The following is a 12,265-nucleotide window of genomic DNA, read 5'->3' as shown; positions in this document are numbered from 1 at the left end:
GCCTCGCTTGCCGGGGGCAGGTAACACCAGCCCGATGACAGGCACAATCCCGGGAGAGCCCGCCTTGCCCGACGAAAGACCGCTGCTGCTGCTGACGCGCCCGCGCGCCCAGTCGGCCCGCTTTGCCGAGGCCTTCGCCGCGCGGTTCGGCACGGGCTTTGACGTCGTGACCGCCCCGGTGCTGGAGATCGCACCGACCGGCGCGCCGATCCCGCTTGATGGTGTGTCGGGGCTCATCTTCACATCGGAAAACGGGGTTGCGGCCTTTTCGGCCGTGCAACCCGACCGGTCGCTGCATGCGTGGTGCGTCGGCGATCGCACGGCGCAGGCGGCGCAGTCCGTCGGTTTTTCCACGACCGCCTCCGAGGGAACGGCAGAGGCGCTTGTCCGGGATCTTGCCTCGCATCGCCCGGAAGGCCGACTGCTTCACCTGCGCGGAGAGCATGCCGCGGGCGACATCGAGGGCGATCTTGCGGCGCTCGGCTTCGAGATCGAGACATTGATTGTCTACCGCCAGCAGGCATTGCCCCTTGGACCGGAGGCACTTGCGCGCGTCGGCGCGGCGCCGCTGACGCTGGTGCCGCTGTTCTCTCCGCGCTCGGCGCGGCTGGTGGGCGAGCAGTTTCGGGGCCGAACCGGCCGCTTGGCGCTTGCCACGATGAGTCCCGCGGTGACCGCGGCCTGGGCCGGACCCCGGCCGGTGGCGCTGTGCGAGGCCGCGCGGCCCGACGCCCCGGCGATGCTTGACGCGCTCGCCAGTTTGATTGACGCAGCCCCTGCGCCTTGAGGCCGTAGGGGCGAGCCAGTATGGTGCGGCGCGTCGTGCGAAGCGCGGCCCGAGGCGAAGCGAATCGAAAGGCGGTTTTCCGTGGCCAATACCGAGAACGACAAGGTTTCCGAGGACAGCTCTGAATTGTCGCAATCCGAGACCGTGTCCGGACCCGAGCGGATCGACGAGGCCGATGCGGAAATGGCAGACAACGCTGTCGCGCCGCCCGAGGATAGCGGAACCGATGACGTTTCCGACCAGACGCCCTCGGGGACCAGCGAAGGGCAGCTCGACGCGCCGCGCGATCTGGCCGATACGCTCGACGAGGCCAGCGCCTCGTGGGACGAGACCAGGGCCGAACCGGTGCAGGAGCCCGCGGCCACGCCCAAGCCGGTGCCTGCCGCGCCCGCACCGCAGCGCAAGGGCGGTTTCCTCGCGCCGTTGATCGGCGGCGTCTTGGCGGCTGGGCTCGGCTATGGTGCCGCACAATACGTCAAGCCCGAGGGCTGGCCCTTCCCCGGCGCCGGTCTGGGCCAAGAGGCGCAGGCCGCATTGTCGGCAGCCGAGGCGCGCCTTGCCGAGACCCAGGACCAGGTCGCCGCGCTGCAGGACCAGGTGGCCGAGCTTGCCGGCGCGGCCGGTGCTGGCGCCGAGACGCTGGCCCCCGAGATTTCGGCGCTGGCCGAGCAGATGACTGCGCTGGCCGAGCGTGTCAGTACGCTTGACGCGCGCATGGAAGAGCTTGCCAAGGCGCAACTTGCCGTGGTTGGCGAAGAGTCCGCCGAGGCCGTCGCCGCCTACGAGCGCGAGATCGCCCTGATGCGCGAGGAACTTGCCGCCCAGCGTGACGAGAACGCCAAGCTGGCCGATTCCGTCACCGCGGTCGCGAACGAGGCCGAGGCCGAGATCGGCGCCGCGATGGACCGCGCCGCCCAGGTCGAGGCGCGCGCCGCCCTGATGCGGATCGATGCGGCGCTGGCGAATGGCGCGGCCTTCGACTCTGCGCTGGGCCAGTTTGGCGCGATCGAGGTGCCCGAGGGCCTTGCGCGGGTGGCCTCCAGTGGTGTCGCCACCCTCCCCGAGCTTCAGATCGAGTTTCCGCCTGCCGCCCGTGCCGCGCTGGATGCCGCGCTTGCGGTCGAGGCTGCCGGGGGCGTCGGCGACCGGCTCAATGCCTTCATGCGCAGCCAGCTTGGCCTGCGCTCGCTGGAACCGCGCGAGGGCGACGATGCCGATGCGGTTCTGTCGCGGGCCGAAGCCGCGCTGCGCGGGGGCGAGCTGCGCGCTGCCCTTGCGGAACTTGACGCCCTGCCCGACCCTCCCAAGGCCGAAATGGCCGACTGGATCGCGCAAGCCGTCGCCCGTGCCGATGCCGTCGAGGCCGCCGAGGCGCTCGAGCAAAGCCTGAACAACTAAGGACGCGCGACACATGCTCTGGTCTCTTCTCAAGATCCTCATCTTCGTCGCGATCGTCGCGGGCCTGACCTTTGGCGCGGGCATCCTGATGGAAAACGCCCCCGGCCTGCGCATCGCGGTGGCCAATGTCGAGTTCGAACTCGGGCCCCTGCAGGCGGTGATCGTCGCGATCCTGCTGGTGGTTGCGGTCTGGCTGGTGCTGAAACTTGCGGGGCTTCTGGTGGCGGTGCTGCGCTTTCTCAACGGCGACGAAACCGCGATCTCGCGCTATTTCAGCCGTTCGCGGGAACGCCGCGGCTTTCAGGCACTGGCCGACGGGATGCTGGCGCTGGCCTCGGGCGAGGCCCGGCTGGCGATGTCGAACGCCGCCAAGGCCGAACGCTATCTCCGCCGGCCCGAGCTGACGAACCTGCTGAGCGCGCAGGCGGCCGAGATGACCGGAGATACCAAGCGTGCAACCGAGATCTACAAGAAGCTGGTGACCGACGACCGCACCCGCTTTGTCGGCGTGCGCGGGCTTATGAAGCAGAAGCTTGCCGAGGGCGACACCGACACCGCGATGCAACTGGCCGAGAAGGCCTTTGCGCTGAAGCCGCGGCACGAAGAAACGCAGGACACGTTGCTGCAACTGCAAGCCCGGGCCGAGGACTGGAAGGGGGCGCGCCAGACGCTGAACGCCAAGCTGCGCCATGGGAACCTGCCGCGTGACGTCCACAAGCGGCGTGACGCGATCCTCGCACTGTGCGAGGCGCGCGATCTTCTGGTCGATGGCGAAGCCGCGCGGGCCCGCGATCTTGCCATAGAGGCGAACCGGCTGTCGCCCGACCTCATCCCCGCGGCCGCGATGGCGGCGCGCGCGCTGGTCCAGCAGGACAAGGCCAAGCAGGCGGTCAAGGTTCTGAAACGCGCCTGGGACGTGCAACCCCATCCCGACCTTGCTGCGGCCTTTGCCGAGATCGCGCCCGAAGAGACGCCCGAAGACCGGATCAAGCGGTTCGAATCGCTGGTCCTGGGCAAGACCGACGATCCCGAGGCCCGTATGCTGATGGCCGAGCTTCACGTCGCCGCCGAGGATTTCCCCGGTGCGCGCAAGGCGCTGGGCGATCTGGTCGAAACCGATCCGACCGCGCGCGCGCTGATCCTCATGGCTGCGATCGAGCGCGGCATGGGCGCGGATGACAGCGTGGTGCGGGGCTATCTTGCCAAGGCGCTGAGCGCGCCCCGGGGCCTGCAATGGGTCTGCGACAGCTGCGGTGCGGTGCACGAGACATGGGCGCCTGTCTGTTCGGCATGCCACGGTTTCGACACGCTCGCGTGGAAACGCGCGCCCGCACCGCAGGGCGCCCTGCCGGGTGCGGCGGACATGCTGCCGCTGCTGGTCGGCGGGCCAAAGGACAAGCCCGCAGGATAGACGCGAAAAAGGGTCTACACACCCCCGTAGGAGGGTGATAAAGACCGCGCCACAGTGCCGGTATAACTCGGCTGGTAGAGCAATCCATTCGTAATGATTGGGCCCGCCCAAGAAAGACGAATAAAGCCAGTGGGTTAGATCGGGGCTTGTGGAGCTTGTAGGGCCATAGTATGGCCAAGACAGAGAAGAGTGCCGCTGTAGCTCAGCTGGTAGAGCACGTCATTCGTAATGATGGGGTCGGGGGTTCGAGTCCCTTCAGCGGCACCAGTCTTCTCGATCCAACCGTTTAATTCAGATAGCCTGCATGACTCCACGCCCAGCGCGACAGCGAGCTTGGCGACAATGAGGACCGTGGGGTTTTCTACCCCGCGCTCGACGCCGCTGACACAGGTACGGTGAAGATCAGCCTGGTACGCAAGCTCATCCTGCGAGAGGCCCTTGTACGAAGGGAGCGGCCATCTTGATGCCCAGAATGGGTCGGCGCGATTCTGCGCGGCACATTCAGCGGCATATCACGGCATTTTTCCTTACTGGGAGCTGGCAGACTCGGAGCCTGCGCGCGAACTGATGTCGATGCCCGTGGCGATCATGTCGACCTTTACCCCGCGCGTTTGCAATAATGTGATGCGTTTCATGGCGGCAAGGGAGATCGGCGGGCCGCAGTCGGGACTGGTTCGCGAGGCAACTGGACATTTAACGACGAGTGAACTGTCTCGGCCTGATCCATCGCCGTGGGCGGGTGCGAATATCTTAGGCCCTTGAATGGGGAGGGCAGGATGGGATTCCCCGACTGGCCGGGCAAGAGCGCCGATGCTCCGGGACTGCCGGAACATCTGGCAGTCCATCACATGCTCGATGTGGCAGCGGTCGCCGAACGCCTGATCGAGCCCTTTGGATTTGGCCGGCCATTGCAGGAGGCTCTGGTCCTTCTCGTCGGCTTGCACGATCTGGGCAAGATCAGCGAGAGCTTCCGGAGGATGCTGCGCAAGGGAGTCCCGCAGTCATTCCGTCACTGGGAATTGACCGAGGCCCTCCTGTTCGAACTGGACACTGTTGTGGCGGCGCATCTCGGGGGCGATTGCTGGCACCGGCAAACGCTCTATGCGGCTGTTGCGGGGCATCACGGGCGACCGCCAAAGCGGAATATGGGCGGGCTTGCATATTCCGGACGACGGACGCGCGATTACCGCTTGGCGCTGGAGGCAGTCGGCGCGGGCATGGAAGACGCGCGTGAAGCGGTGGAGGCCTTTTGCGGGCTCTGGCCGAACGCCTCCCTGGACGGTTTGTCCGACGAACGGACGGTCGCCTTGTCCTGGTGGTTGCCTGGGTTCTGCACGGTTGCGGACTGGATCGGGTCGAATACGGACTTGTTCAGGCCGCCGACCTCATGCCCCGGCCTGCCGGATTACCGGGCCAGGGCGCGCGAAGCGGCGCGCACCGCCGTCGCCGGTGCGGGCCTTGCATCCGGCAGGGCCCGTGACACGCGCCTGTTCGATTTTGCCCCACGACCCATGCAGGCCTCCTGCGCCGAGGTTCCCCTGACCGATGGGCCGATGCTGGCCATCATCGAGGACGAGACCGGCGCGGGCAAGACCGAGGCGGCGCTGATCCTGGCGCAGCGCATGCTGCTGGCGGGCAAGGGCCGGGGCCTGTTCGTCGCGCTGCCGACGATGGCGACGGCCGACGCGATGTTCCGCCGCGCCGCCGGGACCGTCGGCAAGCTGTTCGACCGGCAAACCACCCTGACGCTGGCCCATGGCCGGGCCGGGCTGTCGGTCGAGTTCCGCGATCTGGTGACGGGCGGGCCGTGCGGCGAGGATGAGGCAACCTGTTCGAGCTGGTTGGCCGAAAGCCGCCGCCGCGCCCTGCTGGCCGATGTCGGTGTCGGCACGATCGACCAGGCACTGTTGTCGGTGTTGCCGGTGAAATTCCAGGCGCTGCGCCATTTCGGCCTGTCGTCGAAGATCCTGATCGTCGACGAAGTGCACGAACTGGGCGAGCCTTATATCGGTGCCGAACTCGAGGCGCTGCTTCGCATGCATCGCGCAGCCGGGGGCTCGGCGATCCTGCTGACGGCAACCTTGCCGATGGCGCAACGGGCGCGGCTTTTGGCCATTTACGAGGGGTACTCGGACAGCCCGGCCTATCCAGCATTGACCGTAGCCGGCGCTGCGCCCGTGACCGACCTGCCGCAAGCGACGGGAGCTCGGGGTGCGGTCCATGTCCAGCGGCTGACGGGAACGGATGAGGCGGCCGACCTCCTGGAAAATTCGGCGCAGACGGGCGCGGCCTGTGTCTGGGTGCGCAACGCCGTGGACGATGCCATCGCCGCGATCACGATGCTTCGCGAAAGGGGGATCGCGGCGCATCTGCTGCATGCCCGCTTCGCGCTGAGCGACCGCAAGCGGATCGAGGCCGAGGTTATGGCGCGCGTCGGCAAGCAGTGCCAGGGGCGCGAAGGCTTCGTGCTGATCGGCACGCAGGTTCTGGAATCCTCGCTCGATCTCGATTTCGACGTGATGGTGTCCGACCTCGCGCCAATGGCCGCCCTGATCCAGCGCGCCGGGCGGTTGTGGCGGCACATGGACCGGCGCCCCGCCGCATCGCGCCCGGTTCCCGCGCCGGTCCTGCATGTGCTGTCGCCCGATCCGGCGCAGGTGGTCGACGCCCGCTGGCTGCACGGCACGCTCGACCGGGGCGCCTGGGTGTATCCGGTGGCCGATCAGTGGCGCACGGCGGACGTGCTGTTCCGGGTTGGGCGCATCGAGTCACCGTCGGGGTTGCGGGCCCTGATCGAGGCTGTGCATGGGAACGACGCGCGGCCGATCCCCGAGGCACTTGTCGAGGCCGAGGTCACGGCTGAAGGGCAGGGTTCTGCGGCGCGTGGACATGCGGCACAGAACATCGTCGATCTGGCGGCGGGCTATCGTGCGGGCGGACAGGCCAATGACGACGCCCGCTATCCGACGCGGCTGGGCGAAGCGCAGCGGGTGCTGGTGCTGGCCCGGCATGAGGCTGGCGGGCTGCGGCCCTGGGCCGACGGGGAGGGGCCCGAGGCCTGGGCGCTGTCCGAGGTCTCGGCCCGCCTGAAACGGCTGGACGCGCTGCCCCTGCCGGATCAGTCCGCGCCCGAGATCGCCGCCGTCACCTGCGACTGGCCAGACTGGAAGCGCGCCGAGTACCGTCTGTGCCCGGTCGCCGAGGACGGAACGATCTGTGCGGGGTTGCGGTATGAAGGATCGCTTGGGCTGACCTTCGGTGACAAAAGCTGACACCCTTGCCAATTGACCCTCTTTACAGGTTTTGGGGTGGGTGGTCTCTCTTTGTTTGATTGTTGCGATCGGAGTTTTCATGCCCCTCAATTTGATCGAAGACCCCTGGATTCCGGTTCTCTGCGCCGATGGCACGCGGCGGGTGATCGCGCCCTGGCAGATGGCCGAACCCGGCATTGCGCGCCCGGACTGGCCGCGCCCGGATCTGAACATCGCCTGTTATGAATTTCTGATCGGTCTGGTGTTCCTGGCCGACCCGCCCGCGAACAATGGCGAGTGGCAGCGCCGGATTGCCCCCGGTCCGCAGCGCCTGAAGGACCGGTTGGCCCCCTTTGCGCCCGCGTTCAACCTGCTGGGCGACGGGCCGCGGTTCCTTCAGGATCTGGAGCCGCTCGTGGGCGACGTGAACACCGTGGACATGCTGTTCATCGACAGTTCCGGGGCGAACGCGGCGAAGAACAATGCCGACCTCATGGTCCACCGCGGCCGCTACCCGCAGATTGACCTGCCGCTGGCCGCCATGACGCTCTACGCCTTTCAGGCCCATGCCCCGGCGGGCGGTGCAGGAAACCGCACCTCGATGCGCGGCGGTGGCCCGCTGGTCACGCTTGTCGATCCGGGCGAGGGGCTGTGGCCGCTGGTCTGGGCCAACGTCCCCTGCGGCGCGCCCGGCACATTGGGCGACCTGCCCTGGATGCGGCCGACGAACATCTCTGACACGGGGCAGCAGACGCTGCCGCCCGAGGGGCGGGTCTTCGGGGCCGAGGCGTTCTTCGGCATGCCGCGGCGGCTGCGCTTGATCGGCGATGATGCGGGGGTCACCGGCGTCATCCAGAAGCCATGGGGCACGAACTATACCCTGTGGAAACATCCGCTCAGCCCCCATTACCGAATGAAAGCTGGCGAGCAATGGCCGCCGAAACACCCGCGCGCAGGCCGGTTCGGCTATCGCAACTGGCTGGGGGTCGTGGCGCAGGAGGTGGGCAGTGAAACCTTGGAACGGTCGCTGTCCCTGCGCGACTGGGGGGAGCGGAGCGGCGAGGCGTCGGTCATCGTTGCGGGCTGGGCCATGGACAAAATGAAGGCGCGCGATTTCATCCTGTCGGTGCAACCCCTGCTGAACCTGTCCGTCGAGGCCGAGGATTGGCTGGTGGGGATGATCCTTGCGGCCGAGGCGGCCGGGGTCGCGCTGCGTGGGGCGCTGGAGCCCGTTCTGGCGGCTGGCGAGACGCGCGAGGCCGAGCGCGAGGCGTTCTTTGCCCGGACCGAGGATCGCTTCCTCAAACGGGTTCAGGAGTTGAAGTCCGGCGATGACCCGCGGGGTGCGTGGCATGCCGACCTGCGTGCCCAGGCCTTGCGGCAGTTCGATGCGCTGGCCGTGCCGGGGCTCGACCAGTGCGAAACCGACCGGATCAAGCGGATCGTCGAGGCGCGGAAGTACCTGACGGGTGCGTTCGCGGGCTTTGGCAAGCAGGGGCGGGAGATCTTTACGCATCTCGGGATGGAGCCTCCCGTGACGAAGAAGGGGAAAGCGGCATGAGCGATGACGGCAAAACGCCGGGGGCCGTGGCCCTTGGCTGGTGGAGCACGCATATCGGCGCGCGCGACAGCGCGGCAGCCCGGGCGCTCGCGGCGCGGCTGCGGCGGGCTGCGCCCATGGCCGTGCTGTGCGAACCGGCCGTACAGGATCTGGCGCGGGCGTTGGGGATCGGTCCCGGTCGGTCGGGCGAAATCGTCCGGCTCGCCGGTCTGCTGGCCGAGCTGCGCGAGCATGATGGCGCAACGCTCGCCCGGCGTCTGGGCGGGGCGGAACCCGTGCTGTCCAATCTGCGTTTCCAGCGCCTGATGCGCGCCGAGGGCGAGGAACTAACCGCGCTTTTGCGCCGCGCGATCACGATGGCCGACCGGCGCTGCAACGTCGCCGCGCTGGCCAATGACCTGTTGCACTGGGAGGCCGCCCGGCCGCGCTGGTGTTTTCACTATTTCGGGGCGGATGCGCCCAAGGACGAGTTGAAGGAGACGATCGAATGAGCACCTTTCTGCAATTCCATTTGCTGACCAGCTATGGCCCCTCGAACCCGAACCGCGACGACCAGGGCCGCCCGAAACAGGCGATGGTCGGCGGCAGCCCGCGCCTGCGGATGTCTTCTCAGTCGATCAAGCGCGCCCTGCGCGAGAGCGCGTTCTTCGAACTGGACCTGAAGGACAACATGGGCACGCGCACCAAGCGGCTTTACGACGAACTGGTCCAGCGGCTGGTGGGGCACGGCGCGCCGGAGAACGCGGCCCGCGAGGCCGCCGAGCAGGTCGCCGCGATCTTCGGCAAGCTGGAGGCGCCGAAGAAGGAAGAGAAGGCACGGGTGGCAACGACGCTGGCCTTCATCTCGCCCGAGGAGTGGCGTCTGGCCGAGGACCTGGCGGGCAAGATCATCGCGGGCGAGGACCTGCCCAAGGAAAAGGATCTGAAGAAGCTGGTGCTGCGCCGGGCCGATGGTGCCGTGGACATCGCGATGTTCGGGCGGATGCTGGCCGATGATGCCGATTTCAACCGCGACGCGGCGGTGCAGGTGGCCCATGCCATCACCACCCATCCCGCGCAGGCCGAGGAAGACTGGTATTCGGCGGTGGACGATCTGAACAAGGCTGAAGAGACCGGGGCTGGCCACCTCGGGGAGACTGCATTCGGGTCTGGCGTCTATTACCAGTATGTCTGCGTGAACGCCGACCTGCTGATCGAGAACCTCGCCGGCGAGCGTGAACTCGCTGCAAAGGCGGCCGAGGCCCTGGCGCGTGCCATCGCCCAGACCACCCCGCGCGGCAAGCAGAACAGCTTTGCTCACCATCCCCGCGCCCACTATGTCCTGGCCGAGAAAGGGCCGCAGGCCCCGCGCGACCTGTCGGGCGCCTTTTTCGAGCCGGTCAGGAAACCGCCTTTCCTCGACAATTCCGTGGCCGCATTGACCAAGGCCCGCGCCGATATTGACGCGGCCTATGGCCAGGCCTGGGAGGCCGACTGCATCCTGCACGTGGGCGTGGGCGGCACGCTGGACGAGGTCGTGCGCTTTGCAGGCGATGTGGTTCGGGGGGCGTGATGAAGCCCTATCTGGTGTTCAGCCTGACCGCCGCGCTCGGCGCGATGGGTGAACTGGCGGGGCATGAGCGACGCGGTTCGCTGGCTTGGCCGGGGCGTTCGGCGATCCTGGGGCTGCTTGGCGCTGCACTCGGGATCGACCGCGATGGCGACTTTGCCGCGCTGGATGCTCTGGACCTGGCCGTGGCCGTCTTCGACGCCGGCGCCCCCTTGCGCGACTACCACACGGTCGAAACCGTGCCCTCGGCTGCCGCCAAACGCCCCAATTCACGTCCCGAGGCGCTCGCCGTAGCGCGCGGGCGCACCAACACCACCATCACCCTGCGCGACTACCGGGCAGGGGCGCTCTATGGTGTCGCGGTCTGGGGCGAAGGGCTGGAGGCGCTGGCGGCGGCCCTGATGCGCCCTCGCTACACGCTCTATCTTGGCCGCAAGTCATGTCCCCTGGCGGCCCCGCCCGGGGCAAAGGTGATCGAGGCGGACAGCCCCGAGGCCGCGCTGGCGTATCTGACACTGCCGCCTTGGCGTCGCGCCAGAACCGCCACGGCCCGCATGCTGATCTGCGACGCGACAGAGGACGACGTCGTTCAGGAACAGGTCCACGACATCCCCCGCGACAGGGCGCTCTGGCATTTCGCGCCGCGTCGCGTTGCGCTCCGCGATGTCACGATCACCGTGGGAGGCGCGCCATGAACCTCTATCTCAGCCGGATCCGGTTGTCGTGCAGCCCCTCTGCGCAGGCTCTCTCCGGGCTGCTTATGCCGTCTGAGGCTGGGCCGCGCTGGTCGGCCCACCACAGGCTCCTCTGGGCGGCGTTTGCCGACGGCCCGGACCGTCGCCGTGATTTCCTCTGGCGCGAAGAGCATGACGGCACGTTCCTGACCCTGTCGGAACGCCCGCCCCAACCGATGGATCTGTTCGCGCCGCATGAGGTCAGGGAATACGCGCCGGTCCTTGCGCCGGGCGAACGGCTCGACTTCGTTCTGCGCGCCAATGCGACCCGGACAAGGCGCGAGGGCAATCGCCGCGTCGATGTCGTGATGGATGCGCTGCACGGCCTTCCTGGGGGCGCGCGCGGCCCCGAACGAATGGCGGCGGCCAGCCGGGAAGGCGCGGCCTGGCTCGCCCGACAGGGCGAGGCGGCGGGGTTCAAGGTCGTGACGGCCGCGGCCGGCGACTATTCGACCGTGGCGCTTCCCGATCACCGCGGCCCGCGCAAGGGCCAGCCACAATTCGGCATCCTCGATCTTGAGGGCCGCATCGAGGTCACGGACGCGGCGGCCTTTCTGGCGCAGCTCGGCCGCGGCTTTGGTCGCGCCAAGGCCTTCGGCTGCGGCCTGATGCTGATCCGCCGGGCGGCATGAGCGGGGGCGGCCTTCCCGGTTTGCCGCCGCCGCGGCCAATCCCGCTGAAAGATCGCGCCTCGCTCGTTTTCGTGGAGCGCGCCCGGCTCGATGTGGCGGACGGCGCCTTCGTCGCGCTCAATGCCGACGGAACGCGCACCCAGATCCCGGTTGGCGGTTTGGCCGGGATCATGCTGGAACCGGGCGCGCGGATTTCCCATGCCGCCATCGCGCTGGCGGCGCGGGTGGGAACGCTGATCACCTGGGTCGGCGAAGGCGGCGTGCGGCTCTATTCGGCGGGGCAGCCCGGCGGGGCGCGATCGGACCGTCTGCTCTGGCAGGCGTCGATCGCCCTCGACGATGCGGCGCGTCTCAGGGTCGTGCGCAAGATGTACGCCATGCGCTTCGGCGAGGCCGCGCCCTCGCGCCGTTCAATCGACCAGCTTCGCGGCATCGAGGGCGTGCGGGTCCGCGAGTCCTATGCGCTGCTGGCCAGGCAGTACGGGGTGGACTGGAAACGCCGCGCCTACGACCCCGCAGATTGGGAGGCCGGCGACATACCCAACCGCTGCCTTTCCGCCGCCACCGCCTGCCTGCACGGCCTGACCGAGGCTGCCGTCCTGGCGGCGGGCTATGCCCCCGCCATCGGTTTCCTGCATACGGGCAAGCCGCTATCATTCGTCTACGACATCGCCGATCTCTACAAGCTCGAGACAGTGGTGCCCGAGGCGTTTCGCATTGCGGGCCAGGCGGCGAAGGGCAAGCTCGACATGGCCCCCGACCGCGCGGTGCGGCTGGCCTGCCGTGATGCCTTCCGGCGCACCGGACTCCTGGGTCGTATCATTCCCGCAATCGAAGAGGTTCTGTCGGCGGGGGACCTGCCGCGTCCCGATCCACCCGCCGAGGCCGTGTCCCCCGCCTTTCCCGACGCGCCGCCCTCCGGCGATCCGGGCCACAGGTGAC

The 12,265-nt window shown here is 68.3% G+C and carries 10 protein-coding genes, 1 tRNA gene and 1 pseudogene; 11 read left to right on the top strand and 1 reads right to left on the bottom strand.

Annotated features, from left to right (window positions below):
* The first annotated feature begins 64 nt into the window (after positions 1–64).
* From EV655_RS03040 to EV655_RS03025, 4 genes are all read left to right on the top strand, one after another.
* Positions 65–787 (top strand): uroporphyrinogen-III synthase, encoded by a 723-nt coding sequence (locus tag EV655_RS03040; RefSeq protein ID WP_165905253.1) that lies wholly within the window; start codon positions 65–67, stop codon positions 785–787.
* Positions 788–868: 81 nt separating this feature from the next.
* The gene (locus tag EV655_RS03035) at positions 869–2,185 is read left to right on the top strand and encodes a COG4223 family protein (RefSeq protein WP_132541628.1); all 1,317 of its coding nucleotides are present in this window, start codon (positions 869–871) and stop codon (positions 2,183–2,185) included.
* 13 nt (positions 2,186–2,198) lie between these two features.
* On the top strand, positions 2,199–3,596 hold the full coding sequence (locus EV655_RS03030) for a heme biosynthesis protein HemY (RefSeq protein WP_132541625.1): 1,398 nt from the start codon (positions 2,199–2,201) through the stop codon (positions 3,594–3,596).
* A 191-nt stretch (positions 3,597–3,787) separates the two neighbouring features.
* Positions 3,788–3,863: transfer RNA gene (locus EV655_RS03025), tRNA-Thr, on the top strand.
* A 53-nt stretch (positions 3,864–3,916) separates the two neighbouring features.
* Here EV655_RS03025 and EV655_RS19110 read toward each other — a convergent pair.
* Positions 3,917–4,024: pseudogene (locus EV655_RS19110) on the bottom strand (helix-turn-helix domain-containing protein); the annotation flags it as partial.
* Positions 4,025–4,372: 348 nt separating this feature from the next.
* Here EV655_RS19110 and cas3 point away from each other — a divergent pair.
* From cas3 to cas1e, 7 genes are all read left to right on the top strand, one after another.
* Positions 4,373–6,868, top strand: coding sequence for a CRISPR-associated helicase Cas3' (gene cas3, locus EV655_RS03015; RefSeq protein WP_132541622.1), 2,496 nt, complete (start codon positions 4,373–4,375; stop codon positions 6,866–6,868).
* Between the two features lie 79 nt (positions 6,869–6,947).
* Positions 6,948–8,408: a type I-E CRISPR-associated protein Cse1/CasA gene (gene casA, locus EV655_RS03010; RefSeq protein WP_132541619.1), complete on the top strand. Its 1,461-nt coding sequence runs from the start codon at positions 6,948–6,950 to the stop codon at positions 8,406–8,408.
* Positions 8,405–8,899 carry a type I-E CRISPR-associated protein Cse2/CasB gene (gene casB / locus EV655_RS03005; RefSeq protein WP_132541616.1) on the top strand — a complete coding sequence of 165 codons (495 nt, stop codon included), beginning with the start codon at positions 8,405–8,407 and terminating at the stop codon, positions 8,897–8,899. The genes casA and casB overlap by 4 nt, the downstream gene beginning before the upstream one ends.
* Positions 8,896–9,960 (top strand): type I-E CRISPR-associated protein Cas7/Cse4/CasC, encoded by a 1,065-nt coding sequence (cas7e, locus tag EV655_RS03000; RefSeq protein WP_132541613.1) that lies wholly within the window; start codon positions 8,896–8,898, stop codon positions 9,958–9,960. The genes casB and cas7e overlap by 4 nt, the downstream gene beginning before the upstream one ends.
* Positions 9,960–10,652, top strand: a complete 693-nt coding sequence (gene cas5e, locus EV655_RS02995; protein WP_132541610.1) for a type I-E CRISPR-associated protein Cas5/CasD — start codon at positions 9,960–9,962, stop codon at positions 10,650–10,652. The genes cas7e and cas5e overlap by 1 nt, the downstream gene beginning before the upstream one ends.
* Positions 10,649–11,323 (top strand): type I-E CRISPR-associated protein Cas6/Cse3/CasE, encoded by a 675-nt coding sequence (cas6e, locus tag EV655_RS02990; protein WP_132541607.1) that lies wholly within the window; start codon positions 10,649–10,651, stop codon positions 11,321–11,323. The genes cas5e and cas6e overlap by 4 nt, the downstream gene beginning before the upstream one ends.
* Complete coding sequence (cas1e, locus tag EV655_RS02985; RefSeq protein WP_132541604.1) at positions 11,320–12,264, top strand: type I-E CRISPR-associated endonuclease Cas1e; 945 nt, start codon at positions 11,320–11,322, stop codon at positions 12,262–12,264. Before cas6e ends, cas1e begins: the two co-directional genes overlap by 4 nt.
* Position 12,265: the final 1 nt, after the last annotated feature.

This window comes from Rhodovulum euryhalinum (assembly GCF_004342445.1).
In the GTDB taxonomy this organism is placed as follows: Bacteria; Pseudomonadota; Alphaproteobacteria; order Rhodobacterales; family Rhodobacteraceae; genus Rhodovulum; species Rhodovulum euryhalinum.
Note: the sequence above shows the minus strand (reverse complement) of the source record. Positions and strands in the feature narration are given on the sequence as shown.